The sequence below is a fragment of the Mesorhizobium sp. M6A.T.Ce.TU.016.01.1.1 genome (assembly GCF_003997065.1).
GTDB lineage: Bacteria > Pseudomonadota > Alphaproteobacteria > Rhizobiales > Rhizobiaceae > Mesorhizobium > Mesorhizobium mediterraneum.
In genome coordinates, this window is sequence record NZ_RZTJ01000002.1 from 125,340 (window position 1) to 146,223 (window position 20,884).

Below are 20,884 nucleotides of genomic sequence, written 5' to 3' on the forward strand. Positions count from 1 at the left end.
CATCGCCTCCGAGCTGCGTGGCAAGGTGCAGGCGAAACTGTTTCTCACACCTGAGCAGCATTCAAGCATTGGCGCGTCCTTCGATCATATGTTGGCGGCACCCGCTATTGTCGACGACCGGGTCGTGGGCGCCGGGCTCGGCAGGCGAGGGCTGATCGCACTTGCTAGCGGAAGTGACCGCGCATTCGCGGAGCTTGTCGCCGCGCGGGGCATCGATGTCGTCTTCGAAGTCGCCCAGTGGTTCGGGAACCGGTTTCCAGTGCCGGCCGTTTCCTGGATTCCGGACTTCCAGCACCGTCGCCTGCCGCAACTCTTTCCGCGTAGCGCCTGGTGGCGCAGGGATCTCGGCTATCGCCTGCAGACGTCCGGAAATCGTACGATAATGCTATCGAGTGGGGATGCGCTGGCGGACTGCGAAACATTCTATCCAGCCTCGCGCAACAAGACCGCTGTCGTGCGTTTCGCTATCGACCTCGATCCCGGTGCCATCCTGGCGCGCGCCGATGAGGCGCGACAGGCACATGGTCTGCCTGCGCGTTTCTTCTTCCTCCCCAACCAGTTTTGGATCCACAAGAACCATAGGCTGGTCATAGAGGCGTTGAGGCATATAGGCCAAATGGGGGCGCTGGACTCCTTGCCGCCGATAATCCTCACGGGGCGCACCACCGATCCGCGCGACCCGACATTGTTCAAGCGCATGATGGAGCTTGCGGAAACGCACCGGCTCGGAAGCCATTTTCGACACCTCGGATTGATTCCCTATGACGATGTCGTCGCCCTGATCGGAGCCGCGGACTATCTCCTGAACCCTTCGCACTTCGAGGGGTGGTCAACCACGGTCGAGGAAGCGAAGTCGCTGGGAACGCCGATGCTGCTGTCCGACATTCCGCTGCATCGCGAGCAGGCGCCGGAATCGCTCTTCTTCGCACCCGATAGTGCAGAAGCGCTGGCGCAGCGACTCCTGGAGGCCGGGCAGCGCCCACGCTTAGCCCGCGATAGTGTCGCCGTGCTGCAGGGTCGGCAACAAATGCGCCGCCGAGACTACGCGGCAGCGCTCCTTGCTTTGTTTGAAAATGTCAGAGGTGTCACCCAATGACCGAACGGATCGTCAGTTTTGTCATGAGCGGCGGCGTTGGCTCACGGCTGTGGCCGCTGTCGCGCGAGGACAATCCCAAGCAGTTCCATGACTTTTCGGGCGATGGCTCGATGCTGGCCAAGACGTTGCGCCGGTTGACGGCGCGGCCGGATGGTGAAACGCCGATTTTCCTGATTGCCTCGGAGCGGCACGCCGACCGCGTCCATGCCGACCTCGCCGGCCTCGACCTTTCCGGCGGCGGCCCCTTGTTCGAGCCGACCGGCCGCAACACTGCCGCCGCCGTTGCCTTGGCGACGCTGCGCACCTTGTCCGAATATGGCGACAGCCTGGTGCTGGTGGTGCCGTCCGATCATGAGATCACTTCCGCACGGCAATTCTGGCAGAGCGTGGAAAACGGCGCCGGTGCGGCGCGCGCGGGCCGGCTGGTGGTGTTCGGCATCAAGCCTAGCCAGCCGGAGACCGGCTACGGCTATATCGAGGTCGCCGGCGAGAAGGATGGCATCTGCGATGTCTCGCGTTTTGTCGAGAAACCGGACCTCGCGACCGCGCAAAGCTATCTGGCGGCCGGTAACTTCTACTGGAACACTGGCATCTTCCTGTTTCGTGCCAGCGCCATGCGCGACGCTTTCACGGCTTTCGAGCCCGAGATATGGAATGCCACCGAAATTGCCTACCAGGCAGCGACATCAGATCTTTCCGGTCTCTATATGCCTCTGGAGCTCTACGCCGCCATTCCCTCGACGTCGATCGACTACGCGATCATGGAGCGCGCCAGTCACATCGCCATGGTACCGGCCGGCTTCCGCTGGAACGATCTCGGTTCCTGGCAATCACTGCTCGATGTCGGTCCCTCCGACGAAGAGGGCAACGTCATCGTCGGCGACGTCGTCGCCATCGACTGCGAGAACTCCTACATCCGCAGCGACAGTCGCTTGCTGTCGGCCATCGGCCTGAAGGACGTTGCCATCGTCTCGACCGCCGACGCCACCTTCGTCGCCCCGGTCAGCCGCAGCCAGAACGTCAAGAAGATTGTAGAGCAGCTCGAAAAGAGCGGTCGGCTTGAAACCAGGTTCACGCCCGCCGACGACCGCGTGATCGAAAGCGGCGCTTGGCGGCGCCGCGTTCACCACTGGCTGTTTGAAGAGACGGTGCCGCTATGGTCCACGGTCGGTGTCGACGAGCGCCATGGCGGTTTCCACGAGGCACTCGGCTTTGACGCCACACCGCTGATGAAGCCTAAGCGCATGCGCACCATGGCCAGGCAAGTCTACGCCTTCGCTGTCGCCAAGGCGCGCGGCTGGGATGGGCCCGCCGACAGGTTGATCAGCCACGGCATCGAATTCATGAACAGGAACGGCCGCACCGACAATGGCGGCTGGGTGCGCACGCTTAATGTCGATGGCACGGTCGCCGATGCCACAGAGGATGCCTACGATCATTCCTGCGTGCTCCTTGCGCTGGCGCATGCCCATATGGTCGGCAATGCCGATGCATTGCGGCTTGGCGAAGAAACGTTTTCGTTTCTCGACGCGCATCTCGAGGATCACCGCATGACCGGCTTTCTCGAAACGTCGAGCGGCGCGGGCGAACGCCGCTCCAACCCACACATGCATCTGCTCGAGGCTTTCCTGGCCTGGCATCAAGCGACCGGCGATCTCGCCTATCTTCGCCGCGCCGCGCGCATCGTCGATCTGTTTCGCAGCCATTTCTTCGATCCGGAAAGCTGGACGTTGGGCGAATATTTCGACGCCGAGTGGAGCCCGGCGGAGGGCGAGAAAGGCGGATGGACGGAACCCGGCCACCATTTCGAATGGGCTTCGCTGCTGGTCGACTTCGCAGGGCGCACCGGCCAGAGCGAACTAACCAGCTTTGCCAGAAAGCTCTATGCCTCGGCCATCGCCAACGGCCTCAATCGCGCCACCGGCCTCGCCTATGGCGCCGTCTCGCGGCAAGGCCTGCCGCTCGACCTTGTCTCGCGCAGTTGGCCGCAGGCCGAAGCAATCAAAGCAGCGATTGCACTGGACGGTTCGGGCGGTCCCGACCTCAAGCCGGAGATCGAAGCACGTGTCGGTCGCCTGTTCCGTTGGCACATCAATCCGGCGCCGCTCGGCCTGTGGATAGACCGCATCGACGAGCGGGGGCGCTCGCTGGCGAGCGATGTACCGGCAAGCATCTTCTACCATCTGGTCTGTGCGCTGACCCAGTATCTCGACAGCACGGTCGGCGAATCTCGGTAGAGCGATTGACGGAGAGACGCGTGCTTGGCCACGGCGGGAGTGAGAATTTTTGTCGTTCAAGAAAATAGGCTTGCTGGCACTCGTTGCCTTGGCGTTTGCGATTGGCTTCTTTGCCATCATCGTGAAAAAAGGGACGCCTGTTCGTTCGCAACCCCCTAGGCCGCAAGCGGCGCTTGAGCCGTTTGATGGCAAGCTTTCCATCCAGGCGGTCGATGATCTTCGCGTCGGTGGCCGCAAGATTGTGTTGTGCGGCGTGGCGTTTACCAAGCCGCGATCTATGCGTGCGATGGTAACGGAGGCGGCGCGCCGGGATTACCAAGGGCTCGCCCTGACCTGCAAACCGGTCGGCACGGGGACGCCTTGCGACGGCAATGTCGCCTCAAAGTTTGGTGATGCCATCGTTGTGCAATGCCTCACGTCCGATGGCACGGATTTGGCGGCGAAGCTTGCCGAGAACGGCATCTTGTGCGGTCAGCCTGCGCAGGCAGGTCCGATCTACAAATCTTGCTTGTCGGGTTCGTAGCTCACGGGTTCCCTAACTGCCCCTCGCATTCCCATGGATCGCGACTGTCATAAAACGAAAGGCAGGATGTGCGATGACGCCCCCAAGTCAAACAGAGTCGACTCATAATCCCTGTACGAAGCACGGCGCGATTGGCGGTCATCAGGGCCCAAGAAATAGACCTGACTTTCCGACAATTTCCAGATGGGCCGGCGCTAGAATGCTAAATTCAAATCTGCCACGTGAGTGTGTCCGATGAAACACAGCGGAACCAAAAAGTCATCTCGCACCTGCGAAGCAGGTTGGAATCAAAGCAAAAAGCTGTTACGCGCTTGTTCAATACCTTGGTACTTGGGCGGGACGAGGTACGGCGGGAAAAAAGGATCGAAACGAATGAACCTTACTGTAAAAATTGCGTTGGCCGGATTTGTCGCCTCAATCGGCTTCGGCTCGGTTTCGTCTTTCGCTCAGGACACGCCATGCACCTGTACGACCCCTTACCAGGGAGCGGCGAATTCGATTGGTTCCATCGGGCACGCCAATGGTGACGTAATGGTTTCGCAAGCCGCCGGCTATGGCCCGGCCAAAGCGGGAAATGCGCTGGATTTCGGCAGCCGCGTAGTGGTCGGAGCCAGGGGATCGGCTTCCGTCAAGGTCGGTGGCTGCAATCTGGATGTGCCGGCTAATTCAAGCCTCGACATTTCTCGTGTCGAGAACAATATCTGCCTGAAAGTTGTGGGCTCCGAGCAGACGGCTGCCGCCGTTAGCTCTGAGTATACGGGTCAGATTCCCCCGGGCGGCAACCGGTCCAACACTCCGCTATTCATTTTCGGTGGTATGGCTGCCGCCGCCGGTATTCTGGCCGCAACGCAGGATGACGACGACGGCGTGAGCCGTTAGGCGCAACAGGACAATCGCAGCAAAGGCATGTGACGGCCTCTGCTGCGATTGTGTCGCCGGTGCCCTCTGTGCCTTGGGCTTAGCGCGCCGGCTGGAGCCGGGGTATTGATGAAACTCGTCAACCATACCGCTCTATTGCTTGAGTTGGAGCTGGGTGCGGTTCGTCTTGGGCGAACTCGCACCGTGACAGGTGGCGCGGCAACGCTGATCATTCGCTTGCACGATGACGGCAGCGCCGTCGGCGAATGGCTTGAATCTGGCAGCTAAAGCATTGCATGAATTTGATAAATGCGTCATTCGCTATCGTGCGGGTGGCGCATTTGCCTATTATCCGGGAGAAAATGTCACGTTGCTTCAGTGCGGCCACAAACGTCAATGATCGACCTGCATTCCCATATCTTGCCCGGTCTTGATGACGGCTCGCGCAGTCTTGCTGAATCGCTGGAAATGGCGCGGCTGGCCGTGGCAGACGGAACGACCCATATGGCGTGCACGCCTCATATCGTGCCAGGCATGTATGAAAACGGATCAGCAAATATTGCCCGAGCTGTTCAAGGGCTGGAGCAGGCGCTGCGCCGGGCCGAAATACCGCTCGCTCTTTATGTCGGCGCCGACGTTCATGTAGCGCCCGATCTTCCGGAGCAATTGGCTCTCGGCGATGTGCCGACGTTAAACAGGTCTCGCTATTTTCTATTCGAACCGCCGCATCACGTTTTACCGCCAAGGCTGGAAGATCTTGCTCTACGTCTCGTGAATGCCGGGTTCGTCCCGATTCTTACCCATCCTGAGCGGCTGACCTGGATCAAGGCAAATTACGACGTTGTCGAGAGGTTGAATGCAATGGGCTGCCTTGTTCAGCTTACGGCAGACTCGATTGTTGGTGCTTTTGGGCGCACGGCACTTTACTATTCGGAAAAGCTGATTGACGAAGGCAGGGTAGATATTATCGCATCCGACACTCATGGCGCCACTCGCCGGCGTCCTGGGCTCTCGCAGGCAGTCGCTGCTGCCGCGAAGCGATGTGGGGAAGATGAGGCCCGCAATATGGTGTTCAAACGTCCAGGCGAAATATTGGCGAATCGGCACCTCGAGCCGGTCGGAAAGGCACACGCAAAAAAACCAAGCCCCGGCAACGTCGGTCGCTTTGCGGGATTGGGTCGCTTGTTGAAGGGTGGGACGGCGTGATGGGCGTTTTTCATTTCGCAAAAGGCTGTATGGGCACGATGTGTGTCTTGCTCGCTTCGCTCACGATGTCTGCCTGCACAAGCACCTCGTCAACGACACCGGCTTCGGTCGATGCGCTGCAATTGACTTCAACCTCTGCGCCGCTTTCGGGCGGCGGTGCCCTGCAGGTCGTAAAGGACCTGCCTGCGCCGCAAAACACCCAGAACGGCAGCGAGCAGCCTTTGTCTCCGAACGACGTGCTCGAGGTGAATGTGTTCCAGGTCGACAATCTGAACAGAACCGTTCAAGTCGACGCCGGCGGGCAAATTTCGCTTCCACTTATCGGCACCGTCGCCGCGGCGGGAAAGACCGTCCGTCAGTTGGAGCAGGAAATCGAAACGGCATACGGCGCCAACTATCTGCAGTCGCCCGATGTGTCGGTTTTCGTCAAGGAATCGATCGGACAGCGCATTACCGTCGACGGCGAAGTTGCCAGGGCCGGTATCTTTCCGGTATCGAGCAATTCTTCTCTCATCGATGCGATCGCCCTTGCCGGAGGGTTTAATAATGTTGGAGATGCAAAAAAGGTCTTTGTCTACCGCACTATTGGCCCAAACACGTTGGTCGCAAATTACAATGTGGAGGAGATTCGTGCTGGCAAGAGCCGCAATCCACGCATCTACGGTGGTGACAAGGTTGTCGTCTTCGCCTCGAAATCGAAAATTGCGATGAACAATCTCAAAGACGCTCTCGGAGTTGCATCAAGCGCAGCGAGACTTGCGGTGGTCCCGGGACTATAAATTGCAGCTGGTCGGAATTTTCGGAACACAGACAAACCCCAGGATCATGTCGCACCATGCTCGATCGTAACAGACAGCATCAAATTGCAGGCCCAGGACACGGCCAAGCCCTGTCCGCCGACCTGTATTATGACGGCGCGCACAACTATAGCCCCTACGGCCGCGATTACTCGGAGCAGGACGAGGGCTTCAATCCGCTCAAGCTGCTTTTTTACGTTGTCCAGTATCGGTGGCTGATCGTCATGATGGTAGCCGGCGGGCTTGTCGCCGGCGTCATCGTTACCATGATGCAGACGCCAAAATATCGGGCAACAGCACAATTGGAAGTGCTGGTTCCTTCGGCCAAGGTCTTCAAGGACATTGAAGTGGTTTCTGAAGCCAGCGACGCCTATCTGGTCTTTGAAACCGCCCGGGAAAAGCTGAAAAGCCGGGCTTTGGCGCGGCGCGTGGTTTTCCAACTAGGGCTTAGCGAAAAGCCGGATTTCCTGTTTCCGACCCCGAACTTCTCGCTTAGCAATATTTTCTATCGTGCGTTCGGAATTTCCAAATCGCCTTCCATTGAAGAGACAACCCCGGAGGAACGTGAGCAGATTGCAATCGGTCGCGTTCGAGGTGACCTCACAGTCAATTTGGTCCCCAACACCAGCCTGCTGTCGATTACGTTTGCCGACCAGAAACCGAAATATGCAAGTGATATAGCCAATCAGGTTGCGCAGAGTTTTATCGACCAGCGCCTCGATCAGACGAGCGAAACCTCAGACCTGGCACGGCAATTCATTCAGGAACAGGTTTTGCAGGTCAAGCAAAAGCTGCAGAAGTCGGAGGAGGAACTCGTCGCTTACGCAAAGGATGTAGGCATCACCATAACCGGCGACGAAAAGTCGCTGATTGGATCGAACATCGAGGCTTTGAACACGGCGCTCGCGACAGCAATCCAGGAACGTCTCGATGCCGGCCGGGTGGTGGAACAAATCGACAAAGGTCGCGGCGCGAGCCTTGGCCCGGTCTTGGAAAGCGAAGGTCTGCAGAAGCTCAGCGATAAACTGGCCGATTTGACCAGCCAGTATCAACAAAAATTGGGCATATTGAAACCCGGTTTTCCGGAAATGCAGCAGCTTCAGTCGCAGATCAAGGAGCTGCAACGGCTTTATAACAATGGCGTTTTGACTATAACCGATTCGCTGCGACAGAAATACCAGGAAGCTCAGAACAAGGAAGCCGACCTCAAGTCAAAGCTCGCCGAGATGGAGATGCAGCAGGTTATCTTCAACGACAAAAATATCAAATACACGATCCTGAAGCGCGAGGTTGATTCCAATAGGTCTCAGTATGACAGCCTTATTACCAAGCTGAACGAGGTTGGCGTCAGCTCAGAGCTCAAGTCACAAAGTGCCGCAATCGTGGATTTCGCAGCACAGCCTGGCAGCCCTTATTCTCCACGATTGACAATTAGTCTTGCAATCGCTCTGTTTCTTTTCATGGCTCTGAGCGCGTCAATTATCTATATTATCGAGTTGTTGAACAACACCTTCACCAATCCTGAGCAGGTCGAAAAGGAATTGGGATTGGCGATGCTCGGCATCTTGCCGCTTGTCGATGACCGGGAACTCATAGCCAGCATCGCCGATCAGAAATCCGGACTATCCGAAGCCTACCGTTCGCTTCGAACGTCGTTGCAGTTCTCCGGCGCCGAAGGTGCGCCGCGATCGCTGCTGGTCACGAGTTCGGAACCCTCGGAAGGCAAGTCGACCACCTCGTTCAAGCTCGGGCAGGATTTTGCGGCGCTCGGTGCAAGGGTTCTCATTGTCGACGGCGATCTTCGAAAGCCCAATCTTCATCGGCTGTTTGGTCTCGACAACACAATCGGACTGAGCAACCTCCTGACGAACACCGTCCGCAAGGAAGATCTGGCAAGCATTTTCAGGGCGACGAAATATCCTAATGTGACCGTTCTGACCTCTGGAACGATCCCGCCGAACCCCGCTGACCTGCTTTCTTCACCGAAGATGGCACTGATCATCACGAATCTCGGCAAGCGCTTCGATCTTGTCATAATCGATGCCCCACCGGTCGTCGGCCTTTCAGATGCGCCCATCCTCAGCCGGCTTGCCGAGGGCACATTGATGGTCATCTCTACCAATCAGGTGACGCGCAAGTCGGCGAAGACGGCGTTGAAACGCCTGCGAGCTGCCGGCGCGAACGTGGTCGGAGCGGCGATGTCGAAGTTTGCAGTGAACAAGTTCGATTACAACTACGGCTACAAGTATATGAACTATCAGTATTACGACTACGGCACGGGTACCCCGAAAATTGAGGGCAAAGTCGATGACGGAGCAGACCAGCCCGCTTATGCAAAATCTCCGGCGTTCAGGCGTTTGGTTCGTCGCATCCGTTCTGGTGTTGGCGGCTTCGTCGATCGGGCTAAGTCGATTTCTTGAAACCGAAACGCCAACCGTTTCCCTTGCGCTGGATCCGCTGAACGTCAATGCCCTGATAGGCGAAATTACCAACGACCTGAACGATACAAGCACCGCTCCCGATCTCGACGCATTGCTTGCCAAGGCCGAAAGCGCGCTTCGCTTTGACCTTGCGGACGCACGTCTCTACAGCCTGATCGGCGAGATCAAGTACCGACAAGGTGACAAAGTCCAAGCCTATGAATTTTTCGATCAGGCTCGAAATTTATCCAAGACTGAAATCCACGCGCTCCAGAGGTCGATCGGCCGCTCGATCGAAACAGGCGATCTGTCAAAGGCTGTTGGCGAGATCGATATTTTGCTGCGGCGATGGCCAGATCAATTTCCGGCGATCGCCGAGGGGCTGCCGACAATCCTCTCGAACCCCGATGGATACCAGGCTGTACTGGCGGCCATCAGGGCCGCGCCGCCCTGGAGAGCCAAGCTGTTGGTCGAGCTGGGCAAAACGCCCGACGGGCTCGATTTCGCAAATCGGCTGCTGCTCGATTTGATTGGGTCAAGCGTGCCACCAAACTCAAGCGAATTGTCCTATGTGATCTCCGGCCATATTCGACAGAAAGAATATGAACAAGCGTATCGGTTGTTTCTTTTCAGCCTGTCCGATCAAGAACGAAAGCTGGGCGGGTACATTTTCAACAGCACATTTGAGCCTGTGTCCAGCGGTAAGCCTTTTGACTGGCAGGTCGGCAATCAGTCGGGCCTGGAAGTTACGTTTCTATCATCTCAAGATGCGGTCGAAGGTGAGGGTGGAGCGACGGTCCGCTTCCTAAACACGCCCGTCAAGAACACAGCTCTTCAGCAATATATAGAACTGCCTCCAGGCTCCTATAAAATTTCTCTCGCTGCGTCTGCGAGAAACTTGAAGCTGCCAAAGGAGTTGTTCTGGTCGATCAGATGTGTGGGGCCGACCGGCGAAATAGCGCGTCTCAATATTCCGGAGGGTACATACAACCGCCAAGCGCTCAGTCAGGATTTTTCGGTTGGACCGGCTGGGTGCCCCATGCAATTGTTGAAGCTGGAAACTGCCGCCATCGCCGAGAGCTGGCGCTTTCGATATGTCGGTACGTTGATAATGCACAAATTGAGCATCGAGAGACTTTCATCTTGAGCGACCGGCCATCGGAATGGGATAAATATCTCCTCGGATCGGTTCTGTTTATATCGCTTTTGTTCGGCGGTGGCACTGCAAACGGCCTCTATACGGACACGCTGATTGAGATCGCGGCAATTGTCTCGGCGGCGGCTGTCTTTTCACAGACCTCTGGCCAGAGGGTCCCCCATTCTGTTCTGTGGCTGCTTATCTTCGCTGTGGCGTTGGTGATTTTGCAAATTGTCCCGCTGCCTGCGGCGATTTTCAGTGGATTGCGACCAGAGCTGTTGCTCGCAGATTCCGGGCTGGTTGGAGAAACTCGTTTTCGCTTCGTCAGCGTCGGAGTTGGACGGACGATTGAATGTCTGTTGTATCTGGTGGCGGCGGCGGCATTTTTTTTGAGCGTATTGCGTTTGCGCGTCGAGCAGGTGCACGGGCTTCTGCCGTTCTTTTTTATGGGTGTTATCTGTAACGGCTTGGCAGGCGCGATTCAATATTCGCTCTCCGACGACATCGCCATAGAGGGATTGTTGCCTTTCACGATCAACGCCGGGCTTTTTGCCAACGAGAATCATTTTGCGGCATTACTTTTTGTTTCTATCCCCTTCGTCGTTTATTATGGTCTGTTCCGCGGACATCTTTTGTCCGGATCGCTCGGGCTGGTCACGCTTTTGCTGCTTCTTTTGGCCGCCGGTTCGCGCGCCGGTGTTCTGATTGGACTGGCGATCACCGTACTGTCCATCGTCTTTCTTTCAGCGCGTTCCAAGGCGAGTGGATTCGGCATCCTGCTGATTTTCATTGCGCTTTCGGTCTACACCATGGGCGCGTGGACAAAGATCGATGCCGAGGCAGTTGATCCGGATTTCGGGCGAGGAGAGTTTGCTCGGACCACCATTGAGGGAATCAAAGAGAATTGGGCAACCGGCGTCGGATTTGGTAATTTTCAAAAGGCCTATCAGATATATGAAAAGGAAGGGATGATTTTCAAACAGTTCGTAAATCATGCCCACAACGAGTATCTTGAAATAGCTTTCGAAGGCGGAGTTCTTGCTATTCTGCTGATGGTGCTTTATTTAGTAATTCTTCTGATAGCGTTTACTAGAATTCGCCGCGATCCTCTTCAAAAGGCGGCGTTTCTCTCCGTGTCCTTTCTTCTCATCCATTCACTGGTTGATTATCCGTTGCGGACCGAAGCGCTTGCAATGACGTTTGCCTTTATGAATGCCATCATCTTCCACAAAGGATTTGCGGACCGTTTGGCCCAGAAGAACGAATTGATCGAGATCGACCACAACGGAGACAAATTGTTCGTCCCGATCGAAACTTCGTCCCAACGCAAGCCAAGATTGACAAGCCGCCGCGCGAAACATAAGCACGAACGCGCGAGACACAAACACGAATAAGTTGCGTCGGCTGGGGAGCGCGAAGGCGGTTTTTAGGAGAGCTTGTTGAAAGGCATTATCTTGGCTGGGGGCAGCGGAACCCGGCTCTATCCGCTGACACTGGCGGTCTCTAAGCAAATCTTGCCGATATACGACAAGCCGATGATCTACTATCCGCTGAGCGTCCTGATGCTGGCGGGAATCCGCGAGGTTCTGGTCATCTCGACCCCGCGCGACCTGCCGGTTTTTCGGGATCTGCTCGGCGACGGCTCAGAGTTCGGGCTTGATCTGTCCTATGCTGAGCAGCCGCATCCCAACGGCCTCGCTGAAGCCTTCATCATTGGCCGTGACTTCATCGGCAATGACAGCGTCTCGATGATCCTCGGCGATAACATCTATTTCGGCGAAGGGCTGTCGCAGCTCTGCCGCACGGCAGCTTCGCGCAAAAGCGGCGCCTCGGTGTTCGCCTACCATGTCGAGGACCCGCAACGCTATGGCGTGGTTTCGTTCGACAAGGTCAGCGGCTCCGCTTTGACGATCGAGGAAAAACCGCAAGTGCCGAAGTCGAATTGGGCCATCACCGGCCTCTATTTTTACGACAATGATGTCGTGAATATAGCCCCGACGATCCGGCCTTCGGCGCGTGGCGAGCTCGAGATCACGGCGGTCAACAACGTCTACCTTGAGCGTGGGCAATTGCAGGTTCATCAGCTTGGCCGCGGCTACGCCTGGCTCGATACCGGCACGCATGACAGCTTGCATGAAGCCTCTTCCTTCGTGCGCACGATCGAGCATCGTCAAGGTATCAAGGTTGCCTGCCCAGAAGAAATCGCCTTCGAGCAGGGCTGGCTGACGGCGGACAAGGTTCTGCAGCGCGCCACGCGCCTGGGAAAGAATGAATATGCCGCCTATTTGCGCAAGCGCGTCATCGAGTTGACGGAGAACTAGGTGTTGGAGATCAGGCCCCTCGGCCTCGACGGCGTGCTGGAGATCATCCCGAAGCGGTTCGGCGACACGCGGGGGTTCTTTGTCGAGACCTACAACGCCGGGCGGTTTTCAGACGCCGGTATCGATCTGCGTTTCGTGCAGGACAACCACTCCTATTCCGCTGCCGCGGGTGTGTTGAGGGGGCTTCACTATCAGCTTCCCCCGCGTGCCCAGGACAAGCTGCTGCGCGTTATCCGCGGCAGGATTCTTGACGTTGCGGTCGATATTCGCCGCAGTTCGAAGACATTCGGAAAATGGGTGGCCCTCGATATCTCCGCCGAAAAAGGCAATCAAATTTTGGTGCCGCAAGGCTTTGCGCACGGTTTCGTCACGCTCGTGCCGGACACCGAGGTGCTGTATAAGGTCACCGACACCTATTCGCCGGAGCATGACCGATCGATCCGTTTCGACGATCCCGCCATCGGCATCGAATGGCCGTCGATATCAGGCGGATTTCAGCTTTCGGACAAGGACCTCAAGGCGCCGACGCTCGCCGCCGCCGAGGTGTTCGCGTGAAAGGTGTTTTACGTGAGGAGAGCGGCATGAATTTTCTGGTGACTGGAGGTGCCGGCTTCATCGGCTCGGCGGTGTGCCGGCATTTGTGCGGCAATCCGGCCTACCGGGTGACCAACATCGACAAGCTCACCTATGCGGGAAACCTCGCCTCGTTGCGGCCGATCGAAAACGCGCACAACTACAGATTCGTGCACGCCGATATCTGTGACGACAGGACGATTCTGGAAGTGCTGCACCGCGACGACATCGACGTCATCATGCATCTTGCCGCCGAAAGCCATGTCGACCGGTCGATCGACGGGCCGGGCGCGTTCATCGAGACCAACATCGTGGGAACCTACCGAATGCTCAATTCGGCCCTGGAATATTGGCGCAGACTTCCCGACGAGAAGAAAAACCGTTTTCGTTTCCATCATGTTTCGACCGACGAGGTGTTCGGCGATCTGCCCTTCGACAGCGGCGTCTTCACCGAACAGACGCCCTATGCACCGTCTTCGCCCTATTCGGCGTCGAAGGCCGCATCCGACCATTTGGTGCGTGCATGGCATGACACCTACGGCCTACCGGTCGTCCTGTCGAACTGTTCGAACAATTACGGTCCGTTCCATTTCCCCGAAAAGCTGATCCCGCTCGTCATATTGAACGCGCTCGACGAAAAACCGTTGCCGGTCTATGGCGCCGGCGCGAACGTGCGCGACTGGCTTTTCGTCGAGGACCATGCGCGCGCCTTGGCGATGGTCGCGACCCAGGGGGCGGTTGGCGAGAGCTACAATATCGGCGGCGGCTCGGAACGTACCAATCTGGCGGTGGTCGAGGCGATCTGCGACGTCCTCGACAGCAGGCGGCCGCGTTCTGCCGGCCGCCGCTATCGCGATCTCATCACCTTCGTTGCCGACCGCCCGGGTCATGACCGGCGCTACGCAATCGACGCTTCGAAGATCGAGCGCGATCTCGGCTGGACGCCGCGCGAGACCTTCGACAGCGGCCTCGCCAGGACGGTCGACTGGTATCTTCAGAACGAGTGGTGGTGGGGTCCGATCCGCCGCGAGCAGTACGCCGGCGAGCGGTTGGGCGAAGCGCGAAAGGGTGCTGCGTGAGGCTTGCCGTCACCGGACGCGAGGGCCAGGTCGTCAGCAGCCTTGTCGAGCGTGCGCGCACGCACCCGGACGTCGAGGTCTTCACCCTCGGCAGGCCTGAACTCGATCTGGCGAAGCCGGAGACGATCGAACGGGCGGTTGTGGCTACCCGACCCGACCTGGTCGTGTCCGCCGCAGCTTACACCGCCGTCGACCAGGCTGAGGACGAACCGGACCTTGCCTTCGCCGTTAACGGCATCGGCGCCGGCCATGTCGCTGCGGCCGCAGCACGGATCGGTGCACCGGTGATCCATCTGTCGACCGATTATGTATTCGACGGGAGCGGCGAGGGGGCTTATGCGGAAGATGACGAGGCCGCTCCGCGCAGCGTCTACGGCGCCTCGAAGCTCGCCGGCGAGCACGCGGTCGCCAAGGCCAATCCGCGCCATCTCATCCTGCGCACGGCATGGGTCTACAGCCCGTTTGGCAGGAATTTTGTCAAGACGATGCTGAAGCTGGCAGCGGATCGCGACGAGATTGCAGTGGTGGCCGACCAGTGGGGAAATCCCACGTCGGCGCTTGATATTGCCGATGCGATCCTGCATGTCGCGGCGATGCTGCAGAGCAACAAGGATTTTGCTTCCTTCGGCGTCTATCACCTCTCGGGAACCGGTGAGACCAACTGGAGTGGCTTTGCCCGTCATATCCTGGACACAAGCCAGGCGTTTGGTGGCCCCTATGCGCGGGTGCGGGATATCGCCACCGTGGATTATCCGACCAAGGCGCAGCGTCCGGCCAATTCTCGCTTGGCGACGACGAAATTCACGTCCGCGTTCGGATGGACGGCACGGGAATGGCGAGAGTCGACGAAAGAGGTGGTCCGTCGTCTCTTGATCGGAGAGACGAGACAGGCACTGACAGCATGAACAAGCAGCCGTCTCCGGAAAATCTGCACGATGCGGCGCCTGATCCGCAGGCTGCCAGCGAAGAGACGCCAAAGACACGCAAGGCAAAACCGGCTGCTGCCAGGCGCACCTGCATCGTGGTGCTCGGCATGCACAGGTCAGGCACGAGTGCTCTGACGCGGGCAATCAGCCTGCTTGGCGCGGATCTGCCGAAGAATACGCTCGGTGCCAACCCGACCAACGAAACGGGCCATTGGGAGCCCGTGCGGCTGATGGAACTTCATGACCTGATGCTCGCCGAGGCCGGCAGCCGGTGGGATGACTGGCGGTCCTTCGATCCGGCTGATCTCGGTACGGCACGGCTGCGCTTCTATAAAGCCGAGATCGCCAGGCTGATAGACGAGGAATATGGTACTGCGCCGCTTTTTGTTCTCAAGGAGCCGCGCATCTCGCGTTTCGTGCCGCTTTACGCAGACATTCTGAAGCGCATGCGCCTTGATGCGTGCTACGTGCTGATCGGGCGCAACCCGCTGGCTGTCATTGCTTCACTCGAAAAACGCGACGGATTCACATGTGGTTTCAGCGCGCTATTGTGGCTACGGCACGAACTGGAGGCCGAGCGCGCGACAAGGGGCCGGCCACGTGTGTTCGTTTCATATGAAGCTATGCTCGACGATTGGCGGGCTGACATCGAAAAAATTGCGGGAACTCTGCGGATCGAGTGGCCGCAACCGACGGCCGAAATGACGCATCTCTCGACCGATCTTCAGCATCATTTTGCAAGCGTGGATCTGCTCGACGCCGATCCACGCATCGCCGACTGGGTTAAAGGGGCGTATGGGGCGCTAAAAGCCCTTGAGAAGGATCCCGCAGATGCCATCGCCATGGAGCAGCTCGACACGATTCGAGGTGCCTTCGATGGCGCGAGCGGGGTCTTCGGCGAAGCCGTCTTCCCTGAGATGGATGCACGCGAAAAGGCCGCGGCTGAGCAACTAGCGCAGCAGCGCCACGCAACCGATGAGCGAGCGGTGGAGCTAGAAGCTAGCCGCCTTGAAGCCGCCGCGCGAGAAGCTCAGCTGACGCAAAGATTGAACGACGTTCTACGTCTAGCCGACGAGCGAGCGGCAGACATCAGTCGACTGACGCACCAGCAGGAGACCCTTCGACGCCTAGCCGAAGAGCTGGCAGCGGAACAGCACAAGCGAGGAGTGGAAATTGCAGCTCGCGAAGCCGATTTGGTGGCGCAGACCGACCGCGAAGCACAACGTGCCACTGACGCGGAAACGCAGGTTCAATGCTTGACCGAAGAATTGGATGCAATGAAGACGGCTATTTTTGAAATAAAAAGTAGTTATTCATGGAAAGTAACTTATCCGGCTAGATATTTAAAGTATCTCTTGAAGGCCAGCGCTCGAAGGCCAGACGATGCTTAGAGAGGAGTATCTGGTATCTATCATCATCCCCGTTAAGAACGGCCTTCCGCATATTGCGGAAGTGTATAAGATGATTAAATGTCAGGATGCGGATTTCGAGTTTGAAGTAATTGTTATTGATTCTGGGTCAACAGACGGATCGCTGGATGCCGTTCCTCTCGATGACAAAAGGTTTCGGCTTATCAAAATTCCTTCCGCTTCGTTTGGCCACGGACGGACAAGAAATTTCGGCGTAGAAGTCTCGCACGGAGAGTTGTGTGTATTCCTGACGCACGACGCGGTGCCAGCCAGTTCCCAGTGGCTCCGGGAGCTTGTACGGCCGCTGCGCGAAGACCCCCGTATTGCTGCGGTATTTGGGAGGCATATTGCTCATGAGAATGCCTCGCCATTTACAGCATGGGAACTAGAAATGCATTTTGCGGGCTTGAGGCAGTGGCCAGTCGTTTGGATATCTGACGCGCGAGAGTATACGAAAAATCAAGGCTTGCGGCAGGCTTTTCATTTCTATTCCGACAACTCGTCGTGTCTTCGAAAATCCGTATGGATGAGGCATCCATATCCCGACGTATCTTTTGCAGAGGATCAGTTGTGGGCGAAGACGATCGTCGAGGCGGGATACCGAAAGGCTTTTTCGTGGGATTCTATAGTATATCATTCGCATGATTATTCGTTTTGGACTAGATTAATGCGAAGTTATGATGAGTCAAAGGCCTTGTATGAGTTGTTCGGCTATCGACTGTCTCCTTCAAAAAGAGAAATGTTACGACAAATTATTAGAACTACTGCGAGGGATCTCAAATTAGCGGTGGTCAATCGTTGGTTTCTTTCTAACTTTTGGGCTACTGTTGGGCGGCCATTTGACAATATCGCTCGCCAGGTTGGCTATTATCTTGGTACCGCAGATATATCGTTCGTAAAACGAAATGAAACGAAATTCTCTCGAGACAGGCAGTTGATGGGACGCTGATGCCATATGTTGTTGGATAATTTCAGGCGATTTCGGACCGTTGCGGCACGCGACGGAATTAGGGCGGCAACTCGAAAGGCCTTAACTCGTGCAGCGAAGGGCATCCCGATTGCCCTACAAGGCAAGATTGACGTGTTCCACCACTATGAAGCCTTATTGGGCGAAGAACAGGGTCTTGGACTCAAAATCTCCCCAGAGAACGTGCCTGTAGGCTCAATGACCTGGTTGGTCCCGGATTTCAACGCTTCGTCTGGGGGCCATATAAATATTCTACGGTTCATGGCTCTTCTGAAAGACTTAGGATTCCCTGAACAGCGTCTTGTTGTCGTGGAACCTCATCGATGGGGCTCGGCGGCAGAGGCGCAGGCGGCGTTGAACGCAGCCTTCGGTGACAATGGCATTATGGTTTCATTGGGCGCGCGCTCCATTGAGCCATGCCAATATCTTGTTGCTACCGGCTGGCAGACTGCTTATTGGGTTGCAAAGTATAGGGACACTGCGAAAAGGCTGTATTTTGTTCAGGATTTTGAGCCTGCATTCTATGCGCACGGGACTGAATATATACTCGCTGAAAATACTTACAGACTTGGCTTGATAGGTATTACGGCGGGTAAATGGTTGGCGGATAAGCTACGCCATGAATACGGTATGCACACGATATATTTTAATTTTGCTTGCGATCTGGATCTATATCGGCCTCATGAAAGGCGCCCGTCGAAAACAAAGCACATTTTTTTCTACGCTAGACCGGTGACGCCTCGGCGATGCTTTGAACTAGGGCTTTTGGCGTTGAAGAGAGTTTGCGACCAGATGCCAGATACGGCCGTTATTTTCGCGGGGTGGGATGTCGGCGGATATGAAATTCCCTTCCATCACCTGAATGCTGGGACTGTGGCGGTGCCGAATCTCCCCGATCTTTATTCGCAATGCGATATTGGCTTGATCCTGTCGTCCACAAATTTATCGCTGCTCCCCCTGGAGATGGCTGCGTGCGGTTGTCCACTTGTAATTAACCGAGGCCCAAACGCTACCTGGCTGCTGCCAGAAGAGGAGGCTTTCTATTGCGAATTGGACGTAGATTCGATCGCCGAAACGCTTGTCGCTGCGCTCAAAAACCCTGAAGAAATGGCCGGACGCGCGGCTTTGGCCCTGGAGCGGTCCAAAAGCAGTAACTGGAAGGCGGAAGCAGAGAAGGTTTCCGTCTTCTTGGAAGAGATAGCATGATTGGGATATTCGGAGGAACTGGCTTTATTGGCCGTAATTTGATTGACCATCTGAACGCCAGAGGAATGGAGTTTCGCGTCTTTTCCAGGCGGGAAGTCTCTGATCTGGGTGTGGAAACTACGATAATAGATTTTGAGAACCCCGAAACGTATAGCGGCCATTTGAAGGATCTGACCTCGGCAATCCTTCTTGTCAGCGCTTCCGTGCCGAGCACGTTTGCCAATGACATCGCTTCAGAAGTAAAAAGGAACGTTGTTCCTTACTCTACGTTTTTCCAAGCGGCACGATCGTCGGGCATTCAGCACGTCATCTATCTATCGTCAGGTGGGGCGGTCTATGGGCCACCCCTTTCGCCGATCATTTCTGAGGATCATCCTACCAACCCAATAAGCCCGTATGGATGTGGCAAGTTGATGGTGGAGGAGATGATTCGAACAATGTCGGTTGAAGGCCGATGGACTTATACAATTATCAGGGCGTCTAACCCTGTAGGGCGCTACCAGTCATCTGAAAAGGGCCAAGGGCTTGTCGCGCGTGCGCTTAGTGCCGCGGTATCAAATCGTGAGTTGGAAATTTGGGGCGATGGAAGCAGTTTGCGCGACTACATCGATGTCAGGGATCTCTGTGAAGTTATAACGCGCACCCTGAACGCGGAAGTTGCAAGGAATCAAATATATAATGTCGGAATGGGTAAGGTTTATAGTGTAAATGAAATTGTTGAGATGTGCTCTTCTGTTGCGGGAGTCGAAATAAAGAAAACATACGTGAAGGAAAAGAGTTTTCTGGTAAAAGACGTAAAGTTGGAGATTGAAAAAGCGCGTAGGCACTTGGCATGGACGCCCAATTTCGATATCCGTTCGTCCATCGAATCGGAGTTTTCTCATGCATCTGCATTGATCTCGGATGCCGGGAGCGCTCCGCATTTATCGATCAATGGGTGATCGACTTGCCCAAAGGTGCCGTGGAGTGAGGCGATGAAAAACAAGCTCGATTTTCAAAGCAGAGCAAGAATCGAAGTTGATGATCCGCCGGATCGCGTGCTTAGGCACCCCATTAATTCGATCAACGGATGGATTGCAATTGCGGCCAACGAGACAATTGTCATCAGGTTGTCCGGAGCAGATTCTAGAATTCCTGCTGGAGCTCTGAGAGTCTCCTTTTATCCGCGCCCGGATCTCGATCAGAATGCGGCGGTCGGGTTCACTGTGTATCTTGATTTATGCGGAGTGCAACTTGTAAGCCGTTCTCTGAGCATCGCTTTCGTATCAAGTAACGTGCAGGTGGCAGAGTTAACCTTGGAGGTGACCGACGAGGCCGTAGCGCTTGCTGTCTCTTGCCATGCTGCGAAAGCGACAAAAAAAGCAAGGCTTGCGTCCCTCCTTAAGGATGGGGTTAGAAGAGACAGTCGTTGCTTTGCCCCATCGGCGCTCCCCGACAGTTGGGCAGTGTCTCCTGTCCTTGAGGAGAAGCGCGATGCGGTGTCGTCGCATTTTTATGGGCCGACGATTTACAAGTTTTTGAACGAATTTCCGCAAGACAGTATCTTTTTGGACGCTGGTGCCGGCCTAAGAAAACGTCCGCTGCCTAGCGTTATAAATGCCGAGATTTACGACTATCCTAGCACTGATATCCTTACAATTGGCCAGTCGCTGCCTTTCAAGGATAATAGTTTTGATGGGATACTTTCGTTAGCGGTTCTTGAGCATGTGGATGATCCATTTCTTTGCGCAAAGGAGTTAGTACGCGTCTTGAAGCCCAATGGAAGGGTATTCGTCATGATACCGTTCCTTCAGGCGGAGCACGGTTATCCTTCACATTATTTCAATGCAACGAGATCTGGTGTCGTAAAACTTTTCGAAGATTTGACGTTGAAAGAGCAAGTATTGGAGAAGTCGAATCATCCGATTCTATCTCTTCAGCAGATAGCCGGTATTTATCTTTCAGGGCTAGCAGAGGAGTGTCGTTATGATTTCCTGGAAATGCCGGTGAAGGATTTGTTTGCGCTTGCTGAAAAGCATATGAAAGACGAACCGCATGAAATGCTAAGGCTTGATCCCGAAAAGGCTTTTCACATAGCTTGGGGTACTACTTCAGTTTTCCAAAAAGAGTAAATAAATCGAAAAGCTGA

The 20,884-nt window shown here is 56.0% G+C and carries 19 protein-coding genes; all 19 read left to right on the top strand.

Features of this window, described 5'->3' with window-relative positions; all coding sequences use genetic code 11:
- The first annotated feature begins 259 nt into the window (after window positions 1-259).
- Window positions 260-1,096 (top strand): glycosyltransferase family 1 protein, encoded by an 837-nt coding sequence (locus EOC94_RS03995; protein ID WP_185928153.1) that lies wholly within the window; start codon window positions 260-262, stop codon window positions 1,094-1,096.
- A complete protein-coding gene (locus EOC94_RS04000; protein WP_126103185.1) occupies window positions 1,093-3,333 on the top strand; it encodes a mannose-1-phosphate guanylyltransferase/mannose-6-phosphate isomerase in 2,241 nt (746 codons plus the stop codon). The genes EOC94_RS03995 and EOC94_RS04000 overlap by 4 nt, the downstream gene beginning before the upstream one ends.
- 49 nt (window positions 3,334-3,382) lie before the next feature.
- The gene (locus EOC94_RS04005; RefSeq protein WP_095486123.1) at window positions 3,383-3,856 is read left to right on the top strand and encodes a hypothetical protein; all 474 of its coding nucleotides are present in this window, start codon (window positions 3,383-3,385) and stop codon (window positions 3,854-3,856) included.
- Between the two features lie 372 nt (window positions 3,857-4,228).
- Window positions 4,229-4,735 carry a hypothetical protein gene (locus EOC94_RS04010; protein WP_126103184.1) on the top strand — a complete coding sequence of 169 codons (507 nt, stop codon included), beginning with the start codon at window positions 4,229-4,231 and terminating at the stop codon, window positions 4,733-4,735.
- 108 nt (window positions 4,736-4,843) lie between these two features.
- Entirely contained in the window at window positions 4,844-5,002 is a 159-nt protein-coding gene (locus EOC94_RS33990) for a hypothetical protein (protein WP_164547023.1), read from the top strand.
- A gap of 108 nt (window positions 5,003-5,110) precedes the next feature.
- Window positions 5,111-5,920, top strand: a complete 810-nt coding sequence (locus EOC94_RS04015) for a CpsB/CapC family capsule biosynthesis tyrosine phosphatase (protein ID WP_095486121.1) — start codon at window positions 5,111-5,113, stop codon at window positions 5,918-5,920.
- Window positions 5,920-6,699: a polysaccharide biosynthesis/export family protein gene (locus tag EOC94_RS04020; protein WP_095486120.1), complete on the top strand. Its 780-nt coding sequence runs from the start codon at window positions 5,920-5,922 to the stop codon at window positions 6,697-6,699. Before EOC94_RS04015 ends, EOC94_RS04020 begins: the two co-directional genes overlap by 1 nt.
- A gap of 56 nt (window positions 6,700-6,755) precedes the next feature.
- Entirely contained in the window at window positions 6,756-9,137 is a 2,382-nt protein-coding gene (locus EOC94_RS04025) for a polysaccharide biosynthesis tyrosine autokinase (RefSeq protein ID WP_127288691.1), read from the top strand.
- The gene (locus EOC94_RS04030) at window positions 9,025-10,284 is read left to right on the top strand and encodes a hypothetical protein (protein ID WP_164547022.1); all 1,260 of its coding nucleotides are present in this window, start codon (window positions 9,025-9,027) and stop codon (window positions 10,282-10,284) included. The genes EOC94_RS04025 and EOC94_RS04030 overlap by 113 nt, the downstream gene beginning before the upstream one ends.
- A complete protein-coding gene (locus EOC94_RS04035; protein ID WP_127288693.1) occupies window positions 10,281-11,669 on the top strand; it encodes an O-antigen ligase family protein in 1,389 nt (462 codons plus the stop codon). The genes EOC94_RS04030 and EOC94_RS04035 overlap by 4 nt, the downstream gene beginning before the upstream one ends.
- A gap of 45 nt (window positions 11,670-11,714) precedes the next feature.
- On the top strand, window positions 11,715-12,596 hold the full coding sequence (rfbA, locus tag EOC94_RS04040) for a glucose-1-phosphate thymidylyltransferase RfbA (RefSeq protein ID WP_095486117.1): 882 nt from the start codon (window positions 11,715-11,717) through the stop codon (window positions 12,594-12,596).
- Window positions 12,597-13,151 carry a dTDP-4-dehydrorhamnose 3,5-epimerase gene (gene rfbC, locus EOC94_RS04045; protein WP_127288695.1) on the top strand — a complete coding sequence of 185 codons (555 nt, stop codon included), beginning with the start codon at window positions 12,597-12,599 and terminating at the stop codon, window positions 13,149-13,151. It abuts the gene before it with no gap.
- Window positions 13,152-13,177: 26 nt separating this feature from the next.
- Complete coding sequence (rfbB, locus tag EOC94_RS04050; RefSeq protein WP_127288697.1) at window positions 13,178-14,248, top strand: dTDP-glucose 4,6-dehydratase; 1,071 nt, start codon at window positions 13,178-13,180, stop codon at window positions 14,246-14,248.
- Complete coding sequence (gene rfbD / locus EOC94_RS04055; protein ID WP_127288699.1) at window positions 14,245-15,153, top strand: dTDP-4-dehydrorhamnose reductase; 909 nt, start codon at window positions 14,245-14,247, stop codon at window positions 15,151-15,153. Before rfbB ends, rfbD begins: the two co-directional genes overlap by 4 nt.
- Entirely contained in the window at window positions 15,150-16,565 is a 1,416-nt protein-coding gene (locus tag EOC94_RS04060; protein ID WP_185928154.1) for a sulfotransferase, read from the top strand. The genes rfbD and EOC94_RS04060 overlap by 4 nt, the downstream gene beginning before the upstream one ends.
- The gene (locus EOC94_RS04065) at window positions 16,558-17,532 is read left to right on the top strand and encodes a glycosyltransferase family 2 protein (protein ID WP_126103177.1); all 975 of its coding nucleotides are present in this window, start codon (window positions 16,558-16,560) and stop codon (window positions 17,530-17,532) included. Before EOC94_RS04060 ends, EOC94_RS04065 begins: the two co-directional genes overlap by 8 nt.
- Before the next feature lie 6 nt (window positions 17,533-17,538).
- A complete protein-coding gene (locus EOC94_RS04070; RefSeq protein ID WP_126103176.1) occupies window positions 17,539-18,756 on the top strand; it encodes a glycosyltransferase family 4 protein in 1,218 nt (405 codons plus the stop codon).
- A complete protein-coding gene (locus EOC94_RS04075; RefSeq protein WP_127288703.1) occupies window positions 18,753-19,697 on the top strand; it encodes an NAD-dependent epimerase/dehydratase family protein in 945 nt (314 codons plus the stop codon). Before EOC94_RS04070 ends, EOC94_RS04075 begins: the two co-directional genes overlap by 4 nt.
- A 33-nt stretch (window positions 19,698-19,730) precedes the next feature.
- Window positions 19,731-20,867 (top strand): class I SAM-dependent methyltransferase, encoded by a 1,137-nt coding sequence (locus tag EOC94_RS04080; protein WP_127288705.1) that lies wholly within the window; start codon window positions 19,731-19,733, stop codon window positions 20,865-20,867.
- Window positions 20,868-20,884 lie beyond the last annotated feature (17 nt).

Coding starts and splice junctions, on each gene's coding strand:
- EOC94_RS04000 (WP_126103185.1), top strand. CDS start 1,093: ATGACCGAACGGATCGTCAGTTTTGTCATGAGCGGCGGCGTTGGCTCA.
- EOC94_RS04010 (WP_126103184.1), top strand. CDS start 4,229: ATGAACCTTACTGTAAAAATTGCGTTGGCCGGATTTGTCGCCTCAATC.
- EOC94_RS33990 (WP_164547023.1), top strand. CDS start 4,844: ATGAAACTCGTCAACCATACCGCTCTATTGCTTGAGTTGGAGCTGGGT.
- EOC94_RS04015 (WP_095486121.1), top strand. CDS start 5,111: ATGATCGACCTGCATTCCCATATCTTGCCCGGTCTTGATGACGGCTCG.
- EOC94_RS04020 (WP_095486120.1), top strand. CDS start 5,920: ATGGGCGTTTTTCATTTCGCAAAAGGCTGTATGGGCACGATGTGTGTC.
- EOC94_RS04025 (WP_127288691.1), top strand. CDS start 6,756: ATGCTCGATCGTAACAGACAGCATCAAATTGCAGGCCCAGGACACGGC.
- EOC94_RS04030 (WP_164547022.1), top strand. CDS start 9,025: ATGACGGAGCAGACCAGCCCGCTTATGCAAAATCTCCGGCGTTCAGGC.
- rfbB (WP_127288697.1), top strand. CDS start 13,178: ATGAATTTTCTGGTGACTGGAGGTGCCGGCTTCATCGGCTCGGCGGTG.
- EOC94_RS04060 (WP_185928154.1), top strand. CDS start 15,150: ATGAACAAGCAGCCGTCTCCGGAAAATCTGCACGATGCGGCGCCTGAT.
- EOC94_RS04065 (WP_126103177.1), top strand. CDS start 16,558: ATGCTTAGAGAGGAGTATCTGGTATCTATCATCATCCCCGTTAAGAAC.
- EOC94_RS04070 (WP_126103176.1), top strand. CDS start 17,539: ATGTTGTTGGATAATTTCAGGCGATTTCGGACCGTTGCGGCACGCGAC.
- EOC94_RS04075 (WP_127288703.1), top strand. CDS start 18,753: ATGATTGGGATATTCGGAGGAACTGGCTTTATTGGCCGTAATTTGATT.
- EOC94_RS04080 (WP_127288705.1), top strand. CDS start 19,731: ATGAAAAACAAGCTCGATTTTCAAAGCAGAGCAAGAATCGAAGTTGAT.